The sequence below is a fragment of the Nocardia tenerifensis NBRC 101015 genome, from assembly GCF_000308715.1.
Taxonomy (GTDB): domain Bacteria; phylum Actinomycetota; class Actinomycetes; order Mycobacteriales; family Mycobacteriaceae; genus Nocardia; species Nocardia tenerifensis.
In genome coordinates this window covers 1-19,293 of the sequence record NZ_BAGH01000229.1, presented here as the reverse complement: position 1 = coordinate 19,293, position 19,293 = coordinate 1, and the positions used below count along the sequence as shown (strand labels likewise).

At 70.3% G+C, this 19,293-nt stretch carries 19 protein-coding genes; 12 read left to right on the top strand and 7 right to left on the bottom strand.

What is annotated here, in order from left to right:
- Positions 1-467: 467 nt before the first annotated feature.
- Complete coding sequence (locus ON39_RS18645; protein WP_040735913.1) at positions 468-1,133, bottom strand: TetR/AcrR family transcriptional regulator; 666 nt, start codon at positions 1,131-1,133, stop codon at positions 468-470.
- A 130-nt stretch (positions 1,134-1,263) separates the two neighbouring features.
- On the opposite strand from ON39_RS18645, the gene ON39_RS18640 reads away from it, so the two are divergent.
- Both ON39_RS18640 and ON39_RS18635 read left to right on the top strand, forming a co-directional pair.
- Positions 1,264-2,139, top strand: a complete 876-nt coding sequence (locus ON39_RS18640) for a metal-dependent hydrolase (RefSeq protein ID WP_040735905.1) — start codon at positions 1,264-1,266, stop codon at positions 2,137-2,139.
- A 41-nt stretch (positions 2,140-2,180) separates the two neighbouring features.
- On the top strand, positions 2,181-3,206 hold the full coding sequence (locus tag ON39_RS18635) for a PDR/VanB family oxidoreductase (RefSeq protein WP_083894536.1): 1,026 nt from the start codon (positions 2,181-2,183) through the stop codon (positions 3,204-3,206).
- 91 nt (positions 3,207-3,297) lie between these two features.
- Here the strand turns inward: ON39_RS18635 and ON39_RS18630 are convergent, their stop codons facing one another.
- Complete coding sequence (locus ON39_RS18630) at positions 3,298-3,972, bottom strand: TetR/AcrR family transcriptional regulator (RefSeq protein ID WP_040735897.1); 675 nt, start codon at positions 3,970-3,972, stop codon at positions 3,298-3,300.
- Positions 3,973-4,145: 173 nt separating this feature from the next.
- Here ON39_RS18630 and ON39_RS18625 point away from each other — a divergent pair, with 173 nt between their 5' ends.
- Both ON39_RS18625 and ON39_RS18620 read left to right on the top strand, forming a co-directional pair.
- Complete coding sequence (locus tag ON39_RS18625; protein ID WP_040735890.1) at positions 4,146-5,717, top strand: succinic semialdehyde dehydrogenase; 1,572 nt, start codon at positions 4,146-4,148, stop codon at positions 5,715-5,717.
- A 28-nt stretch (positions 5,718-5,745) separates the two neighbouring features.
- Positions 5,746-6,576: an SDR family NAD(P)-dependent oxidoreductase gene (locus ON39_RS18620; protein ID WP_040735883.1), complete on the top strand. Its 831-nt coding sequence runs from the start codon at positions 5,746-5,748 to the stop codon at positions 6,574-6,576.
- A gap of 3 nt (positions 6,577-6,579) precedes the next feature.
- Here ON39_RS18620 and ON39_RS18615 read toward each other — a convergent pair whose 3' ends face one another.
- Both ON39_RS18615 and ON39_RS18610 read right to left on the bottom strand, forming a co-directional pair.
- Positions 6,580-7,380 (bottom strand): putative protein N(5)-glutamine methyltransferase, encoded by an 801-nt coding sequence (locus ON39_RS18615; RefSeq protein ID WP_040735876.1) that lies wholly within the window; start codon positions 7,378-7,380, stop codon positions 6,580-6,582.
- A gap of 233 nt (positions 7,381-7,613) precedes the next feature.
- Positions 7,614-8,483: a YdcF family protein gene (locus tag ON39_RS18610; RefSeq protein WP_051186789.1), complete on the bottom strand. Its 870-nt coding sequence runs from the start codon at positions 8,481-8,483 to the stop codon at positions 7,614-7,616.
- 246 nt (positions 8,484-8,729) lie between these two features.
- Between ON39_RS18610 and ON39_RS18605 the strand changes: the two genes are divergently transcribed.
- From ON39_RS18605 to ON39_RS18575, 7 genes are all read left to right on the top strand, one after another.
- Complete coding sequence (locus ON39_RS18605; protein WP_040735870.1) at positions 8,730-9,581, top strand: bifunctional 5,10-methylenetetrahydrofolate dehydrogenase/5,10-methenyltetrahydrofolate cyclohydrolase; 852 nt, start codon at positions 8,730-8,732, stop codon at positions 9,579-9,581.
- A gap of 278 nt (positions 9,582-9,859) precedes the next feature.
- On the top strand, positions 9,860-11,194 hold the full coding sequence (locus tag ON39_RS18600) for an MFS transporter (RefSeq protein ID WP_040735863.1): 1,335 nt from the start codon (positions 9,860-9,862) through the stop codon (positions 11,192-11,194).
- 79 nt (positions 11,195-11,273) lie between these two features.
- Complete coding sequence (locus ON39_RS18595; RefSeq protein WP_040735857.1) at positions 11,274-11,993, top strand: GntR family transcriptional regulator; 720 nt, start codon at positions 11,274-11,276, stop codon at positions 11,991-11,993.
- 124 nt (positions 11,994-12,117) lie between these two features.
- On the top strand, positions 12,118-12,660 hold the full coding sequence (locus tag ON39_RS18590) for a thiamine pyrophosphate-binding protein (protein ID WP_040735931.1): 543 nt from the start codon (positions 12,118-12,120) through the stop codon (positions 12,658-12,660).
- Between the two features lie 2 nt (positions 12,661-12,662).
- Positions 12,663-13,241: a thiamine pyrophosphate-dependent enzyme gene (locus tag ON39_RS18585; RefSeq protein WP_040735850.1), complete on the top strand. Its 579-nt coding sequence runs from the start codon at positions 12,663-12,665 to the stop codon at positions 13,239-13,241.
- Positions 13,238-14,617 carry an aldehyde dehydrogenase family protein gene (locus tag ON39_RS18580; protein WP_040735843.1) on the top strand — a complete coding sequence of 460 codons (1,380 nt, stop codon included), beginning with the start codon at positions 13,238-13,240 and terminating at the stop codon, positions 14,615-14,617. The genes ON39_RS18585 and ON39_RS18580 overlap by 4 nt, the downstream gene beginning before the upstream one ends.
- Positions 14,614-15,747 carry a mandelate racemase/muconate lactonizing enzyme family protein gene (locus tag ON39_RS18575; protein ID WP_051186788.1) on the top strand — a complete coding sequence of 378 codons (1,134 nt, stop codon included), beginning with the start codon at positions 14,614-14,616 and terminating at the stop codon, positions 15,745-15,747. Before ON39_RS18580 ends, ON39_RS18575 begins: the two co-directional genes overlap by 4 nt.
- Before the next feature lie 9 nt (positions 15,748-15,756).
- Here ON39_RS18575 and ON39_RS45995 read toward each other — a convergent pair whose 3' ends face one another.
- Together ON39_RS45995 and ON39_RS18565 are read right to left on the bottom strand one after the other, a co-directional pair.
- Positions 15,757-16,512: a DUF8176 domain-containing protein gene (locus ON39_RS45995; protein WP_146251286.1), complete on the bottom strand. Its 756-nt coding sequence runs from the start codon at positions 16,510-16,512 to the stop codon at positions 15,757-15,759.
- Between the two features lie 171 nt (positions 16,513-16,683).
- Positions 16,684-17,109 carry a MarR family winged helix-turn-helix transcriptional regulator gene (locus ON39_RS18565; RefSeq protein WP_040735838.1) on the bottom strand — a complete coding sequence of 142 codons (426 nt, stop codon included), beginning with the start codon at positions 17,107-17,109 and terminating at the stop codon, positions 16,684-16,686.
- Here ON39_RS18565 and ON39_RS18560 point away from each other — a divergent pair.
- The gene (locus ON39_RS18560; protein ID WP_083894535.1) at positions 17,108-18,949 is read left to right on the top strand and encodes an ABC transporter ATP-binding protein; all 1,842 of its coding nucleotides are present in this window, start codon (positions 17,108-17,110) and stop codon (positions 18,947-18,949) included. The two genes, ON39_RS18565 and ON39_RS18560, sit on opposite strands and share 2 nt — an antisense overlap.
- A gap of 28 nt (positions 18,950-18,977) precedes the next feature.
- Here ON39_RS18560 and ON39_RS18555 read toward each other — a convergent pair.
- A partial coding sequence (locus tag ON39_RS18555; protein WP_040735832.1) for an alpha/beta hydrolase occupies positions 18,978-19,293 on the bottom strand: 316 nt, incomplete at its 5' end.

The following is a 19,293-nucleotide window of genomic DNA, read 5'->3' as shown; positions in this document are numbered from 1 at the left end:
ACGGGGCTGCGGGCCGTAACGAGGCTGAGCCGCAGCGCGGTTGAGCCGTAACGGGGCTGGGCCGCATCGGGGCTGGGCCGGAGCACGGCCGGGCCGAAGCAGGGCTCCGCCGCATCGAGGCCGGGCCGCAGCAGGGCCGGGCCGCAGCAGGGCTGAGCCGTAATGGGACTGGGCGCAGCAGGGCTGGGCCGTAGCGCGGTTGAGCCGTAACGGGGCTGGGTTGCAGCGGGGCTGGGCCGCAGCGGGGCCGGTTGCAGCGAGGCTGGGCCGCATCGGGGCCGGCCGTAGCGAGGTTGAGCCGTAACGGGGCTGGGCCGCAGCGGGCTGGGTTGCAGCGGGGCTGGGTTGCAGCGGGGCTGGGTTGCAGCGGGGCTGGGCCGCAGCGGGGCTGGGCCGCAGCGGGGCTGGGCCGTAACGAGGTTGAGCCGCGACGAATCAGGACTGGACCGAGTCCGGCCTGGCGCGGCCTACGCCTGTGTGGCCACCGAGGATCGCGACAGCGCGATGTGCTCCAGCACGATCGCCGCGTGCTCATCGAAACGCGCACGGGGAACCGGGATCTCGCCGTCGAGCCACGGCCGGTAGAGGTAGGCGAGCGCGCCGAAGATGGCGCTGGCGTTGAGCGCGACGTCGTGCTCGTCGGGCGCGGAGCTCGAGTAGTCTCCGGCGCCGATGGTCAGCGCGATCGGTGCGGTGAACAGCCCGATGAGCTCGTTGGCGCGCGGCATCAGCACGGGGGTGGCCTGCGACTCGATGAACATGATCCGGCCGCGCCGGCGATCGGCCACGAGGTAGTCGGTGAAGACGCCGACGAGGTGGCGGAACATGGCGTCGCGCTCGATCGGCGCGGTGGGCAGCGCCTCGAGCAGCCGGTCGCGCGCGCCGAGGACGACCGTGTCGAGCACGGTGGTGAGCAGGGCGTCCAGGTTCGGGAAGCTCTCGTAGAAGTAACGCTCGGTCAGTCCGGCCTGGCGGCAGACCTTGCGCATCGACGTCTCGGCGGCGCCGACGGTGGCCATCAGCTCGGTGCACGCCTCGATGAGCTGCTCGCGGCGTCCGGCCACCCGATCGGCGGGTGACCGTCCGCGCCAGCGGCGCATGCCGGGGATGGACCCGTCGTCTTCGGTGACCATGGCGCCATCCTCTCACAGCCCTATTGTTGACATCATGTGATGTTGACAGCACGCGATGTCATCAATACATTTGCCTGCACGCTGGACCGCACGCCCGCCGGGCCGCGCCGATCAGAGATGAGGATGCGAGATGAGCTCTTCGGTCTATGTCGATCAGGCGCACGCGATCAATGCCCGCGACGTGGCGTTCGACTTCGGCACCGTGCCGATGCACTACATCCCCGGCGAGGTGATGGCGACCCACATCATCAACGTCATGCACCTGGTCCTGCCCGAGGGCGAGCGGGCCATGGCGCAGGCGCTGGCCGAGGCCCTGCCGCTGATCGAGGACGAGCGGCTGCGCGAGGAGGTGCGCGGGTTCATCGGACAGGAGGCCATGCACGCCAGCTCCCACGAGGCGGCGCGCGACCAACTGCGGCGGCTCGGGCTCGACGTCGACCCGATGGTGAAACGTGTTGCGTGGCTTGTCGATCGGGTGCTCGGCGACAACGGCCTGTCCGGCAGGGCCAAGCACGCGTGGCTCTGCGAGCGGCTCGCCCTTTTCGCGGGCATGGAGCACTACACGGCCGTGATCGGCGAATGGCTGCTCACCAACGACACGCTCGCGGCGAAGGGCATGCACCCGGCCATGCTCGACCTCATCCGCTGGCACGGGGCCGAGGAGGTCGAGCACCGCAGCGTGGTCTACGACGCCTATATGTACGTCGACGGCGGGTACGGCCGCAAGGCGCGGCAGGCGGTGATCGCGAGCGCGGGATTGCTCGCGCTGTTCGTGATCTCGGGCGGCTACCTGTTCCACCAGGACCCGTCGCCGCGCAAAGGCCGGTTATGGCCGCTCCAACTGGCCAGCGCCTCGCTGCGCGGCGTGGTGCCGAGTTTCACCACCTTCTTCACCGAGTTGCCCAGGTATCTGCGGCCCGGTTTCCACCCCTCGCAGCTCGGGCCGATGGACAACGCGCTGCGCTACCTCGCGCAGTCGCCCGCGGCCAGGGCGGCGATCGCGTGACGGCCGTGGAGGAGGAGTACCGGCCGGGGCCGGGGTTGCGGATGATCGCCTCGGCGGCCGACGCCTACAAGCGGGTCTTCGTGTCCGGCGATGCGGCGCAAGTACTTTCGCGCCCGCAGCCGGTGCGGCACACGGGCTACGACTTTCCGGTCGTCGTCGAGCGGATCGAGCCAGAGGCCGACGAGGTGGTCAGCCTGAGCCTGACCGACCCCGACGGCGCGTTGCTGCCCGCCTGGCAGCCGGGCGCGCACCTGGATGTCGTGCTGCCGTCGGGGCGGCAGCGGCAGTACTCGTTGACCAGCGACCCGGCCGACCGGCGTCGGTACCGAATCGCGGTGCGCCACATAGCCGATGGCGGCGGCGGCTCGCGGGAGATCCACGAACGGTTGCGCGCCGGCGATCGGCTCACAGTACGTGGGCCGCGCAATGCCTTCGCGTTCATCGAGGCGGAGCAGTACCTGTTCGTCGCGGGCGGCATCGGAATCACCCCGATCCTGCCGATGGTCGCGGCGGCCGAGCGGGCCGGAATACCGTGGCGGCTCATGTATCTGGGCCGCTCGCGCGCGCGGATGCCGTTCCTGTGCGAGCTGGCCCGGCTCACCGGGGGCGACGTGATCGTGCGCCCGGACGACGAGTTCGGCGTGCCGGATCCGCGCATGATCTTCGAGCAGACCCCGACCGGCGCGGCCGTGTACGTCTGCGGCCCACCGCCGTTGGCGGAGGCGGCCCGCCGGGTTCTCTCGCTGCACGACCCGACGGCCTCGCTGCACACCGAGCGGTTCTCCCCGCTCCCGGTGCGCGACGGCGCGCCGTTCCGAATCCGGCTGCGCCGCAGCGGAACCGAGGTGGATGTGGCGGCCGACGAGTCCGCGCTCGCCGCCATCCGGCGTCGGCTGCCCGGCGTCGCCTACTCGTGCCAGCAGGGTTTCTGCGGGACCTGCCGCGCCGGCGTGCTGGCGGGCGAGGTCGACCACCGGGACCGGTTCCTCCAGGACGGCGAGCGCGACCGTTCGATGCTGACCTGTGTATCCCGCGCGCGCGGAACGGAACTCGACATAGACCTGTGAATCCGGCGATCAACGTCGCTCGCCGGGTTCACGGGGCCGGCGCACCGCCGGCCCCGGTTCGATCAGCCACCGGCCGAAAGCCGGTGTGGCGTCACGGCGCGGGAAAGAGGCCGGGCAGCTTCATCGCGTACTCGAGATCGGCGCGGGTGCCGAGGGTGGTCAGCAGCACGCGGATCATCGTGAGCCGCGCCTCCGCAACGGTTTCCGCGTCCGGCTCGACGCCCGGCGCGGTGCCCGCGGAGATGCGGTAGACCACGTACTCGCAGACATGCAGTGCCGCATCGAGATCCAGCGGGCTGGGGACGGCGCGGCCGAGTTCGGTGAATGTCTCGCGCACCAGCGCGCGGATATCGTCGAGTGCCCGTTCGCGATACGCCGACACCGGTGAGGCCGGGTCGTGCAGCTCGGCGAACAGCGGGCGCAGCATCGCGCCGTGCCCGTTCGCCCAGTCGAGGTAGGCGTCGATCAGCCGGATGCCGAGCTCGACGGGTTCGTCGGTGCCGGTCAACGCCTCCCGGATGCCGTCGACCAGGCCGTCGTTGGAGGTGTCGAGCAGCACGTGCAGCGGCTCGGTGGCGTTGGCGAAGTAGCGGTAGAAGGTGGGCCGGGCGAGCCCGGCCTGCTCGATGATCTGCGCGACGCTCAACCCGCGCGACCCGCCGCGGGTGAACACCGCCGCGGTGGCGAGCACGATCCGCGCGCGGACCTCCTCGGCCTGCTCCTGCGTCTGCGGCGGCCTGCCCCGACGCGTCGCCGCCTCGGTCACAACGCCTCGCGAAACACATGGTGCCGCGTCACAGCCGGCCACCCGTCGGGTCTGTGTTCCATGACGAAGAGCTTGACACGAGACCTGGCACGCCTATTAATCTAACACCACTGTTCAGTTAAAGGTGGATGAGCCGCCCGCTCCTCCGACCGCGCCGATGAGAAGGGCCGCCGATGACGACCGCCTCCCCGCTCGCCGCAGCAGACGCGTTGCCGTCCTCGCTGGTCCAGCCGTTGCTCGACCGGGCCGTCGCCGGCGGCGCGCCCGCGGTCGAAATTTTCGCGCCCGCGACCGGTGACAAGATCGCGGACCTGCCGCAGTCGTCGGCCGCCGATATCGAGCGCGCCTTCGCGACGGCCCGCACGGTCCAGCGGGAGTGGGCGCGCAGGCCGATCCGCGAGCGCGCCGCGGTGCTGCGCCGCTTCCACGACATCGTGCTCGCCGAGCAGGACACCATCCTCGACATCGTGCAGACCGAGACCGGCAAGTCGCGCGCGCACGCCTTCGATGAGGTCGGTGACGTCGCGGTCAACGCCCGCTACTACGCGCGGGTCGCCGCGAAGCTGCTCGCCACGCGCAAACCGCGCGGGGTGCTGCCGGTGCTCACCCAGGTCGACGTGCGGCACCGGCCGAAGGGCGTGGTCGCGGTCATCTCGCCGTGGAACTACCCGCTCGCCCTCGCCGCGTCCGACGCACTGCCCGCCCTGGTCGCGGGCAACGCGGTGGTGGCGCGGCCGGACAACCAGACCGCGCTCACCGCCCTGTGGGCGATCGACGCCGCGGAGCGCGCCGGGCTGCCGCGCGGGCTGTGGCAGGCGGTGCTCGGGCGCGGGTCGGTGATCGGCCACGAGGTGATCGGGCGCGCGGACTACGTCGACTACACCGGCTCGAGCGCGACCGGGCGGACCATCGCGCAGCAGGCGGGGGAGCGGCTCATCGGCTACTCGCTCGAGCTCGGCGGCAAGAACCCGTTGGTCGTGCTCGCCGACGCCGACGTGTCGCGCGCGGCCAAGATCGCCATTCGCGCCTGCTTCGCCTCGGCCGGGCAGCTGTGCGAGTCGATGGAGCGAATCTATGTGCACGACAAGGTGTATGACCGGTTCGTCGCCGAATTCATCGAGCACGTCAAGGGAATTCGGCTCGGCGGCGGGTTGAACTACGACAACGACATGGGCTCGCTCACCTTCCCGCGCCAATTGGACACCGTCCGTGCGCATGTCGACGACGCGGTGGCCAAGGGCGCCACGGTGCTCGCGGGTGGGCGCGCCCGGCCCGACCTCGGCCCGTACTTCTACGAGCCCACCGTGCTGAGCGGCGTGCGGCCCGGCATGACCGTCTACCGCGAGGAGACCTTCGGCCCGGTCGTGTCGATCTACCGGGTCGGCAGCGACGACGAGGCCGTCGAGCAGGCCAACGACACCGCCTACGGGCTCAACGCCAGCGTCTGGACCAAGGACATCGGGCGCGGCCGCGAGGTCGCGGCCAGGATCAACGCCGGCTCGGTCAATGTCAACGAGGGCTTCATCGCCGCGTGGGGCAGCGCGGACGCGCCCTCCGGCGGGCTCGGCATCTCCGGCACCGGCCGCAGGCACGGCGCGGAGGGTCTGCTGAAGTACATCGACACCCAGACCATCGCGGTGCAGCGCGTGCTGCCCATCGCGCCGCTGCCGGGGATGTCGGAGGAGATCTGGGCCAAGACCATGACCCTGTTCTTCGGCGTCATGAAAACGCTGCGGCAGAAGTGACTTTCGGCGGAAATCGACAGGGAGACGGATGAGACTCGACACGGTTGCGGGCAAGAAGGTTCTCGTCACGGGCGCCGCCATGGGCCTGGGCAAGCTGTTCGCCGAGCGGGCGGTGCGCGAGGGCGCGGCCGCGGTGGTGCTGTGGGACATCAACGAGGTCGCGCTGAAGGAGACCGCCGCGGAGCTCACCTCGCAGGGCGGCACCATCCACCACTTCGTGGTCGACGTGTCCGCGCCGGACGCGATCCGGGAGGCGGCCGAGTCGGTGCGCGCGGAGATCGGCGGCGTCGACATCCTGGTCAACAACGCGGGCATCGTCCGGGGCAACAACTACTTCTGGGAGACCGAGAACCGCGCCGACATCGAGCAGACGATGGCGATCAACGCGCACGCCCTGATGTACGTCACCCTCGAGTTCCTGCCCGCCATGGTGGCCGGGTCGACCGACGCCCGCGTGCTGACCATCGCCTCGTCCGCGGGTCTGGTGTCGAATCCGCGGATGAGCGTCTACGCGGCCTCCAAGTGGGCCGCGCTCGGCTGGTCCGACTCGGTGCGCATCGAGCTGGAGCAGGCGGGCCACGACCACGTCAAGGTCACCACGGTGTGCCCGACCTACATCAACACCGGAATGTTCGACGGCGCCAAGGGTTTTCTGTTCACCCCGATCCTGGAGCAGGACGAGGTGGTCGACACCTCGTGGCGCGCGATGAAGAACGGCACGCCGGTGGTGATCCTGCCGTGGACCTCGCGCCTGAACAAGGCGCTGTCCGGCATCCTGCCGATCAAGCTGCGCGACCTGTTCCTCGACAGCGTCGGCGTCTATCGCTCGATGGAAGCGTTCACCGGTCGCAAGAAATAAGGCCTATCGGGCGGGTCGGGTGCCAATGACGACCGTGGCGTAGTGCTCCTCGGACTCGGCGATCCGGCCCGCGAGGCCGTGCTCGGCGAGCACCTCGACGGCGACGGGCGCCTGCGCCTCGCTGGACTCGATCAGCAAATGTCCGCCGGGCGACAGCCAAGACCGGGCGCCCTCGGCGACGCGGCGGAAGACGTCGAGTCCGTCGGGGCCGCCGTCGAGCGCGGTGCGCGGCTCGTGGTCGCGCGCCTCCGGCGGCATGCGGGCGATCATGCCCGACGGCACATACGGGGTGTTCGCCAGCAGAATATCGATGCAGCCGCGCAGCTCCTCCGGCAGCGGCTCGAAGAGGTCGCCCTGGTAGACCGGCGCGCCGAGCGGGGTGAGATTGCGGCGCGCGCAGTCGACCGCCACGGGGTCGATATCGGCGGCGGCGAGGGTCATCGGGGTGCGCTCGGCGGCCATCGTGGTGGCCAGCGCCAAGCCCAACGCGCCTGAGCCGCAACACAAGTCGACTACCACGGAGTGGCGGTCACGATCGCGGGCCAGACCCGCGGCCGTCTCGACGAGGAACGCCGAGCGCTGGCGCGGCACGAAGACGCCCGGGGCGACCGCGACCCGCAGGCCGCGGAACTCGGCCCAGCCGAGCAGATACTCGAGCGGAGTGCCGGAGACGCGCCGCCCGACCAGATCGCCGAGATCGGCCCCCGTCTCCGCGGCGGCCTCGGCGAGCAGGCGGGCCTCGTCCTCCGCGAAGACGCAGCCCGCCGCGCGTAAGACCTCGACCACCTCTGTTTCACCAGCCATCACCCGGACATCCTGCCGTGCGACGGCGACGCGGAGCCACTGGATTTTCCGTGATATCGATCCCGGCTCTCCGGGGGACCGGGCACCCGCGCGGACGGTGTACATCGTGCGTCGCTCGACCAACCGTCCCAGGCGGCGTGCTGTGCACGCCGCGGACACGGCACGGACCGCACCACGGGCAGGCCCGGCGGCGCGCATCCGCATCGTGCGATTCCGGGATGCGCGCCGATCTCTCAGCGCGAGGTGTCCAATTCGAAGGTCCGCGTGGCGTCGAGGTAGATGCCGCGCTGGGCCTGCCGGTTCGGCGGGGGCAGCTGGGAGACCAGCTGCTCCAGCGAGGTCGTCGCGCCCACCACCTGGGTGCCCGCCACGATGAAGTCGGCGACGGCGCGCCGGATGTGGTTCGGCGAGGTGACCACCACCGCGCTCGTCGCGCCGACGTCGCGCAGCAGTTTCGTGGCGAACAGGGCGTTCTGCACGGTCGACCCGGCCTGGTTCTCCACGCTGATCCGGCTCGGCGGCACGCCGTGGCCGATCAGCCAGCCCGCCATCGCGTCCGCCTCGGTGATCCCGTTCTGCGGATTGCCGCCGGTCACCACGATGGGCGACAGCGGAGCGGCGATGGACTGCAACCAGGCCGCGATGAGCCGGTTGACCAGCTCGGGCCGTAGCGCGCCGTCGGGTAGCAGGCCGTAGCCGAGGACCACGATGCCGGTCTGCGGACCGATCAGCGCGGGCAGCGGATTCGGCAGCGTGCCGACGGCCGCGCCGATGGCCGCGAGCACGTGCGTCGTGCCCGCCGCCCTGCCGGGGTCGACGGCGTTGAGCCGCGCCATCGCGTCGGCCAGCGCGGGCAGATCACCCGCGTAGTGCGACCAAATGGCCTGCAGCGACAGGGCATCGGCGTCGTTGGGGTCGGCGCCGATGAGGGCGCGCAGGTCGGCGCGCCCGGCGGCGTCGTCGCCGTCGGTGAAGTTGCGCTGGGCGGAGTTGTAGAGGGCGTCGGTCTCCCCGGCGTGCGCCGGGACGCCGGCCAGGCCGGTGACGACGATCGCCGCGAACACGGTCGCGGCCAGATGTTTCCAGTGCCTCGAGATCTTCACTACAGTCGACACCTTTCCGCGAAATGCTCTGCGATCGGGATGTTCGGCGATCGGTACACAACGGGGGTGGGGCACGTGCTGGCAGTTAGCCGTGGGCAAGCAGGCTCACGATACGACGGGGTGATCTGGAAATCACGCATTAACCGACCGGATTCCGCGGCGGGTTTCGTGCACCGGGACAAGGCGGGCGACGCGGGCCGGGCGCGGTAGCCGCGATCGGCGGCGGCCCCGATAAGGTGTGACAACGTGGATACCGTTTCGCTGACCGGCAAGGAACTCGCCGCCGCCATCAACGCCGACACCAAGCAGCGCGCCGCCGCGCGCACCGAGGCCGGCGCCGCGCCGCGCCTCGCCCTGATCGTGGCGAACGACGATCCGGCGAGCGCCTGGTACGTGAACTCGCTGCGCAAGGCGGCCGAGCGACTCGGAATCGCTTGCGACACCGTCGATCTCGGCGCCGACGCGACGGCGGAGGCGATCCGCGCCGAACTCGCGGCGCGCAGCGCGGACCGCGCGACCGACGGCATCATGCTCCAGACCCCGCTGCCCGCGGGCATCACCCTCGAGGACGTCAGCCCCGCGATCGCGGCCACCAAGGATGTCGACGGCGTGAGCCCGCTGTCGCTCGGCCTGCTCACCGCGGGGCTCACCGGGTTCGTGCCCGCGACCGCCGAGGCCGTCGTCGAGTTGCTGAAGCACCACGACATTCCGCTGTCCGGCCGGCATGTCGCGGTCGTCGGCCGCTCGAACGTCGTCGGCAAGCCGCTCGCGCAGCTGCTGCTCGCGGAGAACGCCACGGTCACCGTCTGCCACTCGCGGACCACCGACCTGCCCGCCGTCACCTCCGCCGCCGATGTCGTCGTCGCCGCCGCGGGCCGCATCGGACTGGTCACCGGTGCGCACGTGCGTGAGGGGGCGGTGGTCGTCGACGTCGGCACCAACGAGGCGGCCGACGGCGGCATCGTCGGCGATGTCGAGGCCGAGTCCGTGCGCGGCAAGGCCGCCGCACTCAGCCCGGTCCCCGGCGGCATCGGGCCCGTGACCACCGCGCTGCTCATGCGTCACGTCGTCGCGGCTGCGGAGAACTCGGCCGACTAATGCCGGCGCTCAGCTAGCGGACGCGCTCAGCCAAAGCTGGCGCTCGGCCCGTTCTCACGGCCGGTCTCGGATCTTCCGGACCGGCCGTTGTCGTTTCCGAACCGCTGGCCCGGCCTCGATCCGTGCACTAGCGCATTTTCGCCATCAACCACCTTCGCCTCTGCGAAACTCTTGTGTGTCAGCTCACAGCGTGAGTAGCATGCCACTCATCAAGTGAGACATGTTACTGATCAAGGTGGCATGCCATCACAGCTGGCTCTGTGCTGTGGAGGAAAGAGATGGATCGTTCGATTCCCGAGGTCGAGGGGAACGAGTTGCAGGCGAACACAATCCGGAAGATCACCCGCCGGATCGTCCCGTTGCTGATGATCGGCTACATCGTGAGCTACATCGATCGGATCAACGTCAGCTTCGCCAAGTTCGGCATGGAGGAGACGTTCGGGATGAGCGCGACCCAGTACGGGTTCGTCGCGGGCATCTTCTTCGTCGGCTACGTGCTCGCCGAGGTGCCGAGCAACATCGTCATGACCAGGGTCGGCGCGCGGATCTGGCTGAGCCGGATCCTGGTGACCTGGGGGATCATCGCCACGCTGACGGCGTTCGCGGCGAACGTGGAGATGGTGTACGTGCTGCGCTTCCTGCTCGGCGTCGCGGAGGCGGGGTTCTTCCCCGGCATCATCGTCTACCTCACCCGCTGGTACCCCAATGCCCAACGGACCAAGGTGATCTCGACGGTGATGGTGGCCATCCCGGTGGCCAGCGTGCTCGGCAGCCCGCTCAACGGCTGGATCCTCGACACCTTCGACGGCGCGCTCGGCCTGGACGGCTGGCGCTGGGTGTTCGTCGTCGGCGGCATCCCCGCCGTGCTGCTCGGCGTGGTCTTCTTCTTCGCGCTCACCGAGTCGCCCGCGCAGGCCAAGTGGCTCAGCGACGCCGAGCGGGCGTGGTTGACCGAGACCCTCGACGCCGAGCATGCGGAACGCGCGGTCTCGGCTCCGGCCGGACATCGATCGGCCCTGCTGAACAAGCGGGTGATCGCGCTGTGCCTGGCCTACTTCCTGGTGCTGTGCGGGGCGTATCCGCTCGCCTACTGGATGCCGACCGTGGTCAAGGAGGTCGGACACGGGCTCAGCAGCACGCAGATCGGCTGGCTGTCGGCGGTGCCGTTCCTGCTCGCGGCCATCGGCATGTACGTGACCGGGCGGCTGGTCCGCGATACCGGCTCGTCGCGACCGGTGCTGGTCGCGCTGGCCGTCTCGGTGGTCGCGTTCGCCGTCACGGCGTTCGCGCTCGGGTCGCCGCTGCTCGCGTTCGCCGCGATCACCGTGGCCCCCATGGCGGCGCAGACCGCGAAACCGCTGTTCTGGTCGGTGCCGACGGCGTATCTGGCCGGCGCGGGCGCGGCGAGCGGCATCGCGCTGATCAACTCGCTCGGCAACGCGGCCGGCTTCGTCAGCCCGTACGCGTTCGGCTGGATCAAGGACGCCTCCGGCGGTCACACCAGCTTCGCCATCGCGGTGATGATCCTGGCCAATGTCGGCGCGCTGGTCGTGATCGGCGCCCTGGCCGTGCGGTCGCGGTCGCGCCGCGCCGCGTCGGTGGCGACCGTCTGAGCGACTATGCTGAGGAATCGCCCGGGGACACGCTGTGCCACGGGCGATTTCCCGTCGCTCTCGGTCGTGAAGAGGTGCCTTGTCGCAGGATGCGTTAGACAGCAAGTCCGAGCAGATCGCCGCCGAGATCCGGGACGCGATCCGGCAGGGGCGGCTCGAGCGCGGCATCCTGTACTCGTCGCGTGAGCTGGGTGAGCGGTTCGGCGCCTCGCGGACGCCGGTGCGGGAGGCGCTGCTGAAGCTGGCCGATCTGGGCCTGGTCAAGATCGAGCGCAATCGCGGGGCCCGGGTGCTCGGCCAGGACGGCCGCGGCATCGTTGACCTGTGCAGCCTGCGCGTGCTGCTCGAGCCGCCGGCCTGCCGCAGCGCCGCGGCGGTGATGACCAGCCGCGACGACGAGGCCATGCTCGCCGAGTACCGGATCATGGAGCGCACGGCCGACGGCGGCGCGGAGTACTTCGCCGCCGACGAGCGCCTGCACGAGCTGATCCTGCGGGCCAGCGGCAATCGCAGGCTGGCCAAGGTCGTCGACGAGCTGCGCCAGACGCTGGCCCTCGACGGCAGGCACAGCGTGCCGCGCTACCAGCCGGTCGAGACCGCGCTGAAGGACCACTGGGACATCATCGACGCCCTGCGCAAGCGCGACGGGGTCGGCGCCGAGCGCGCCATGCGCAAGCACCTGGTGCGCTCCGGTGATCTGCTCGTCGCGCACAGCAGCGAGGACAATCGCGGCCTGGTCGCCGAGTGGCGGCGGTGGGTGTCGGTGTCGGTGCCCGAGGGCGAGCAGATCGTCTACTGAGCCCGGTCCGAAAGCGGACCGGGCTCAATCATTTCCAAGAGTTGCATGCTACTCATATCGAGTAGTATGTTGCATTCACTAAGTGGGCTGCGATACGGCAGCCGGTCCGGCGAAGGGACATTCGGTGAATTCCAACTCGTACGCGGCATCGGTCGCCAGAGGCATCTGGGCGGCGGAGGTCGATCTGGTCGGGTATGTGCCATCGGTGAGCGTGGCGCCCGTCATCACGGCGCTGGTGGACTCCAGCGGCGGCGCCGACGGCATCTCGGAGCGGGTGTTTCCGCTCTCCCGTGAGGAAGAGGCGGCCGGGCTGATGGGTGCCCTGCCGCTGACCGGGAAGCTCGGCGCGATCGTCATGCAGGACAACGGTTTCGGCAACGCGCTGACCGCGCTGACCACGTTCAACATGGCATACCATCTGCCGCTGCTCATCGTGGCGAACACCAGAGGCGGTCTGGGCGAGTACAACTCGATGATCCACACGTTCAGCCAGCACGTGCCCCGCGTGCTCGACCAGTTCGGCATCCAGTCGTTCCAACTCGACCGCCGCAGTGGGCCCGACGACTGGGCGGCGGTGGTCACCGAGGCGGGGGTGCACGCCCGCATGACCTTCCGGCCCGTCGTGGTGCTGACGCACTTCTGGGCGACCGACGGAAAGGCGGCTTGATCGTGAAACGCATTGACGCACTGCGGATTGTCGCCGCGCACACCCGTGACCTGCCGGTGGTGGTCACCTGCGCCGCCTCGAGCCGGGAGCTGGCGGCGGTGGCGGACGGCCCGAACCACCTGTATCTGCTCGACGCGATGGGCTTGGCGGGCTCGGTCGCCACCGGGGTTGCCCTCGGCCTCGCGGACACCGAGATCGCGAAGGTGGTGGCGATCGAGGGCGACGGGTCGCTGCTGATGAACCCGAATGTCCTTGCCACGGGCGGCTTTCTGCGACCGTCGAAGCTGGTGATGGTGCTGCTGGACAACGGCGTGTACGGCGCGACGGCCAACCTGCCCACCTACGGTTCGCGCATCGACCTGGGGGAGTTGGCCGCCGCGGCCGGGTGGACCGTGCGCCGCGCGGCCGACCCCGAGGAACTGGGCGAGCGCCTGGCCGAGGCGCTGACCCTGGACGGCCCGGTCTTCCTGCATGTGCGCATAGCGGTCGGCAACGCGACCGACGTGCCGAAGCTGTTGCAGAACCCGGTGATCCTCGGCCGGCGCTTCCAGGACTGGCTGGCCGCCCGGGAGGCTCGATGATCACCACGATCAACCCCGTCGACGGAAGCCCCATCGAGGCATACTCTTTCACGCCCGACCACCAGCTCTCCGGGCTGCTGAATCGCGCGGTCGGCGCGGCCCGCCGGGCGGTGGACGAGCCGATCGACGATCGATCCGACCGTCTGCGGCTGCTGGCTGCCCGGCTGCGCGCCGACGCGCCGGCGCTGGCGTCGCTGATCACCACGGAGATGGGCAAGCCGATCACCCAGGCGCTCGCCGAGATCGAGAAGTGCGCGGTCACCTGCGACTACTACGCCGATCGCGTGGCGGAAATCCTTGCGCCGCAAGCGGTCGACGTGTTCCCCGACGGCGGCCAGATCCGAACTCGGCCGCTGGGCGTGGTTTTGGCGATCATGCCGTGGAATTACCCGTTCTGGCAGGTGTTCCGGTCGATGCTGCCCGCCGTCGCGATCGGCAATACGGTGCTGCTCAAGCACGCGGACAATGTCACGGGCTGCGCGCTGGCCGTGCAGCGGCTGTTCGACGAGGTGTGCGGCACCGGCGTGCTGACCACCGTGGTGCTGCCGCCGGATCGGATCGGCCCGCTCATCGACGACCCGCGCGTCGCCGCGGTGGCGTTCACCGGCAGCAATCGCGTCGGCGCGATCGTCGGGGCCAGGGCGGGACGCGCGGTCAAGAAGGTGGTGCTCGAGCTCGGCGGGTCGGACCCGTTCATCGTGCTCTCCGACGCCGAGGTGGCCGACGCCGCCGCCGCGGCGGTGCGCTCCCGGTTCCTCAACGCCGGGCAGAGCTGCATCGCCGCGAAGCGAATCATCGTGGAGCAGGCCGTTTTTCCCGAGTTCGCGACGGCGATGGTGGCCGAGCTCGGCAAGCTCGTCGTCGGCGACCCGACGCTGCCGGGCACCGACATCGGCCCGATGGCGCGCGCCGACCTGCGCGACGAGCTGCGCAGGCAGCTGAACGCGACGCTGGCCGCCGGGGCCGCGATACTGGCAGGCGGCGCAACGGATTCCGGGCCCGGCGCCTGGTTCACGCCGACCATCGTCGAGGTGCCCGACACGTATTCCGTTGCCTTCCAAGAGGAAACCTTCGGCCCGCTCGGCGCGCTGCTGTCGGTCCGTTCCGCCGCCGCGGCGCTCACCGTCGCGAACGCGTCGGCCTACGGCCTCAGCTGCTCGATCTGGGGCGCCGACCTCGGCAGGACCGAGCGGCTCGCGGCCGATATCGCGGCGGGCTCGGTCTTCGTCAACCGCATCTCCGAATCCGACCCGCGCCTGCCTGTCGGCGGGGTCAAGGCCAGCGGGCACGGCCGCGAGCTGAGCATCTACGGCGCCACCGAATTCGCCAACATCCAGGCGGTACGCACCGCCCCATCCGCGAGGAGCAGTCGATGACCATCACCCGAATCTCCGCCCGCGTCGTCGGACTCCCGGTCGACAAGCCGACCCGCATGTCCAACCGCGACCTGACCGATCGGCACTACGTGCTCGTCGAGGTCGCCGACGACACCGGCGCGACCGGCCTCGGCTACACCTACGCGGGCACCAGCGGCGGCGCGCTGACCAAGTGCGCGATCGACGACGTGCTCGCGCCGGTGTATCTCGGCGCCGACCACAACGACGTGCACGGACTCTGGAGCCTCGCCTACCAGGAGGCCCTGCTCGCCGGGCGCCGCGGCGCGGTGCTGCGGGCGCTCTCGGCGATCGATATCGCGCTGTGGGACCTGCGCGCGAAACGCGCCGGGCTGCCGCTGGTCAGCCTGCTCGGCGGCGCGACAACCCCGCTGCCCGCTTACGCCTCGGGCGGCTACTACCGCCCCGACGAGGGCGAGTGGACCCAGGCCGTGCGCAAGGAGATCGAGTTCAACGCGGGGCAGGGCTTCACCGATCACAAGATCAAGGTGGGCGGGCTGAGCGTGGCCGAGGACGCGCGCCGGGTCGCGGCCGCGATCGAGGCGATCGGCGACACCGGCCGGCTCGCCCTCGACGCGAACAACGCCTACCGCTCCGTCCACGAGGCGCGCCGCGCCATCGAGGCCTTCGAGCGCGCCGCGGGCGATCGGGAGTTGTGGTGGTTCGAGGAGCCGCTCGGGCCGGACGCGATCGCCGGGCACGGCGAGCTCGCCCGGCAGATCCGCACGCCGGTGGCGACCGGCGAGATCCACCAGACCCGGTGGGAATTCCGGCAACTCATCGAGGCCGGGGCCGCCGCGGTCGTGCAGGCCGACGCCGGGGTGGTCGGCGGCGTCACCGAGTGGCTGCGGGTCGCGCACGCCGCGGACGCCTTCGGCCTGCGGATGGCGCCGCACTGGCATCACAACCTGCACGTCCATCTGTGCGGCGCGGTCAGCAATACGCTGGTCGTCGAGTACTTCGCGCTGGAGAAGGGCATCTACAACTTCGAGCAGCTGCTCACGCCCGAGACCCGGCTGCGGTACGGGGCCAACCAGGTATTCGTGCCCGAGCGTCCCGGGCTCGGCGTCGAGCTCGACGAGGAAGTGGTCGCCAAGTACGAATTGGCCTGAGCGCCAAGCCTATTGGCCGGGGCTGATGGCGCTGATCAGGGTGCGGCCGTCGTCCTTGGTCGTGGTGACCAGCTGCGGGTTGTAGGTCACCGGCGGGCGGCCGGGCCGGTTCTCGGTGACGACGACCATGTACTGGCCCGCGAACGCGCCCGGGGTGATCGCGACGCAGTAGGTGGTTCCGGCCGGGACGCTGTCGATGCCGCGCTGGATGGCGTCGGCGGGCTCGACCGCCGCGTCCGGGGTGGTCGCGGCGCGGGCCTCGTCGCCGGAGCGCGCGACGTAGTACGCGTGCTGGAAGGCGAAGATCGCGGCGGGGCCCGAGTCGAAACCGCCGGGCTCGTTGCCCTTGATCCGGTTGCCGACCCGCTCGGACGTGCAGGGCACGGCCCCGGCGGCGGGATCGGCGGTGTGCGGCGTGCTCGTCGTCGCCGCCGTTGCCGGTTCGGAGTCGCCGCGGAAGAACACGAACGCGGCGGCGGCCGCCACGGCGGCCACCCCGATCGCGCCGAGCACCGGGATCAGCCAGCGACGCGGCGAGCGGTTGCGCTTCGACCGATCGATGAGGCCGCTGAACTCGTCTCGGAAGTACTCCGGTTCGTAGTCGGGCTCCGGCTCCCGCGCCGCCGACCGGTCCACCCAGTCGGAGTAGACGCCCTGGTACCGGTCGTCCGGTGGGTACCGTTGTTCCGGCACACCACGATTCACCATCTGCGGCCCCCGCCCATAGTCGTATCCGGGCTGTGCGCCCATCTCCGGTCGATCCATCGCCCCACCTTCGTCAGGTCATATCGCCAGGCTATCCGCACCGTTCCCGAAATGCAGCACCGCGCAGCCGCGTATGTCCGGCCGACTTCGCCGTCACCTCGGGCAGAATACTGCCCGGTCGCCGAGGACGGGCCGCGCCCGGGGGATACCCGTGGGTAAGTCCGAATTGTGCTATCCGGCGGGCGAATCGAGCAGGGCGAGCAGGTCTCGCAGGGTTTCGCGCTGCTCGTCGGTGAGGGTGGCGAAGAGCTCCTCGGCCGCCTCGCGGCGGGCGTCGGCCATGCGCGCGAGGGTGGCGTGACCTGAAGGGGTCAGGGTGACCAGGGTGGCGCGGCGGTTGGCGGGATCGGGCGCGCGCGAAACCAGATCCGCGGCGGCGAGGGCGTCCACCACGGTCGTGGCCGAGCGCGGCACGATGCCGAGCCGCTCGGCCAGCGCGGTCATCTTCAACGGCTCGTTCTCGTGGGCGATGATGCGCAGCGCGCGGGCCTGCGCGGGGGTGAGGCCGAGCGGGGCGAGCCGGCCCACCTGGTTGCGCCGGATGCGTTTGGCCGCGCGCAGGAGCAGTTCGGGCAGGTCGGGGTCGGCGGACTGCATGATTCCGAGCTTAACTCATTGTTTCGGGAACAATTATGAGCCATGCTCAGTTTCAAGACGTAGTTCGCTCGAGGAGGCGCCTTTGCCACAGCATCATCAGCTTCGCCGGATCGTCCGGCTGTTCCGGCCCTATCGGGCCCGGCTGGCCCTCGTGGCCGCCCTCGTCTGCCTGTCGTCGGTGGTCGCGCTGGCCTCGCCGTTCATGCTGCGCGCGGTGCTCGACGACGCGCTGCCGCACGGCCGCACGGGCCTGCTCACCCTGCTCGCCGCGGGCATGATCGCGGTCGCCGCGCTGACCAGCGTGTTCGGCGTGCTACAGACGTATATCTCGACCACGGTCGGCCAGGACGTCATGCACGACCTGCGCTCCGCGGTCTACGCGCAGCTGCAACGCATGCCGCTGTCGTTCTTCACCAAAACCCGCACGGGCGAGGTGCAGTCGCGCATCGCCAACGACATCGGCGGCATGCAGTCGACCGTCACCTCCACCGCGACCTCGCTGGTCTCGAACTTCACCACGGTCGTCGCCGCGGTGACCGCGATGGTCGTGCTCGACTGGCGGCTCACCCTCGTCTCGCTGATCATGCTGCCGTTCTTCGTGTGGATCAGCCGCCGCGTCGGCAGCGAACGCCGCAAGATCACCGGACAACGGCAGGAGAAGCTGGCGGGCATGTCGGCGATCGTGGAGGAGTCGCTGTCGGTGAGCGGCATCCTGCTCGGCCGCACCATGGGCCGCTCGCCCGCGCTGGTCGACGGTTTCACGCGGGAGTCGCGCGGGCTGGTCGATCTGGAGATCCGCGCGAGCATGGCGGGGCGGTGGCGGCAGTCGACCATCACGATCGTCATGTCCGCCATGCCCGCGGTCATCTACTGGGCGGCCGGGCTGAGCGTCACGGCCGGGAAACCGCTGGTGTCGATCGGCACGCTGGTCGCGTTCACGACATTGCAGACCACGCTGCTGCGGCCGATGGTGCAGCTGCTATCCACCGGGGTCGAGGTGCAGAGTTCGCTGGCGCTGTTCGGCAGGATCTTCGAGTACCTGGACCTCAAGCCGGAGATCGAGGAGCCGGCCCGGCCCGTCCCGCTCGGCGAGGTCACCGGCGAGGTGCGGTTCGAGCACGTCGGGTTCTCGTACGGGCAGGATGGTCGGGATGTGTTGAGCGACATAGACCTCACGGTGCCTGCCGGGTCGAGCCTGGCCGTCGTCGGCGAGACCGGTTCGGGCAAGACGACTCTCGGCTACCTCGTCGCGCGGCTCTACGACGTGAGCTCGGGTCGGGTCACCATCGACGGAAAAGACGTGCGGGACTTGGCCTTCGCCGATCTCGCCGCCGCCGTCGGCGTGGTGTCGCAGGAGACCTATCTGTTCCACGCGACCGTCGCCGACAACCTGCGCTTCGCGAAACCCGATGCGACAGAACAGGAACTGCACGAGGCGGCCCGCGTCGCGCGCATCCACGACCACATCGTGTCGCTGCCCGACGGCTACGACACCCTCGTCGGCGAGCGCGGCTACCGGTTCTCCGGCGGGGAGAAGCAGCGGCTCGCCGTCGCGCGCGCCGTGCTGCGCAATCCGCCGATCCTGGTGCTGGACGAGGCGACCAGCGCGCTGGACACCCGCACCGAGCGGGAGGTGCAGCAGGCCATCGACGCGCTTTCGGTCGATCGCACCACCATCACCATCGCGCACCGGCTCTCGACCATTCGCGACGCCGACCAGATCGTCGTGCTGGATCAGGGGCGCATCGTCGAGCGTGGCTCGCACGAGGAGCTGATGGCGCTCGACGGGCGCTACGCCGCGCTGCTGTCGCGCGACGACGCGCTGGTCGAGGCGGCGTAAGCGCTGTGCCGCAGTCTTTTTCGGCGGCCTACGACTCAGCTCGCAGGTGTTCGACGAGGAAGGCGGTCTCGTCGGCCACCACCTCGTCGAAGTCGGGGGAGACGTAGATGTCGAAATGCCCGGCCTGGTACTCGTGCACCTCGACGTTCGACCCGGCCGTCGCCGCATAGCGCAGGGTGCGGCCGGCCGGTGCCACGCTGTCCGCTAGGCAGACGCCGAGGAACACGGGGACCTGGATCTCGCGCAGGCTGCGGCCGGGGCGATAGAGCGGCAGAGTGAGTCCGATGCGGGCGGCCACGGCGTTCGGGTGCGTCGCGTCCGCGGGCACCAACGCGTTGTATCCG

Coding starts and splice junctions, on each gene's coding strand:
- ON39_RS18640 (WP_040735905.1), top strand. CDS start 1,264: ATGAGCTCTTCGGTCTATGTCGATCAGGCGCACGCGATCAATGCCCGC.
- ON39_RS18600 (WP_040735863.1), top strand. CDS start 9,860: ATGGATCGTTCGATTCCCGAGGTCGAGGGGAACGAGTTGCAGGCGAAC.
- ON39_RS18645 (WP_040735913.1), bottom strand. CDS start 1,133: ATGGTCACCGAAGACGACGGGTCCATCCCCGGCATGCGCCGCTGGCGC.
- ON39_RS18635 (WP_083894536.1), top strand. CDS start 2,181: ATGATCGCCTCGGCGGCCGACGCCTACAAGCGGGTCTTCGTGTCCGGC.
- ON39_RS18625 (WP_040735890.1), top strand. CDS start 4,146: ATGACGACCGCCTCCCCGCTCGCCGCAGCAGACGCGTTGCCGTCCTCG.
- ON39_RS18565 (WP_040735838.1), bottom strand. CDS start 17,109: ATGCAGTCCGCCGACCCCGACCTGCCCGAACTGCTCCTGCGCGCGGCC.
- ON39_RS18615 (WP_040735876.1), bottom strand. CDS start 7,380: ATGGCTGGTGAAACAGAGGTGGTCGAGGTCTTACGCGCGGCGGGCTGC.
- ON39_RS18620 (WP_040735883.1), top strand. CDS start 5,746: ATGAGACTCGACACGGTTGCGGGCAAGAAGGTTCTCGTCACGGGCGCC.
- ON39_RS18560 (WP_083894535.1), top strand. CDS start 17,108: ATGATTCCGAGCTTAACTCATTGTTTCGGGAACAATTATGAGCCATGC.
- ON39_RS18575 (WP_051186788.1), top strand. CDS start 14,614: ATGACCATCACCCGAATCTCCGCCCGCGTCGTCGGACTCCCGGTCGAC.
- ON39_RS18580 (WP_040735843.1), top strand. CDS start 13,238: ATGATCACCACGATCAACCCCGTCGACGGAAGCCCCATCGAGGCATAC.
- ON39_RS45995 (WP_146251286.1), bottom strand. CDS start 16,512: ATGGATCGACCGGAGATGGGCGCACAGCCCGGATACGACTATGGGCGG.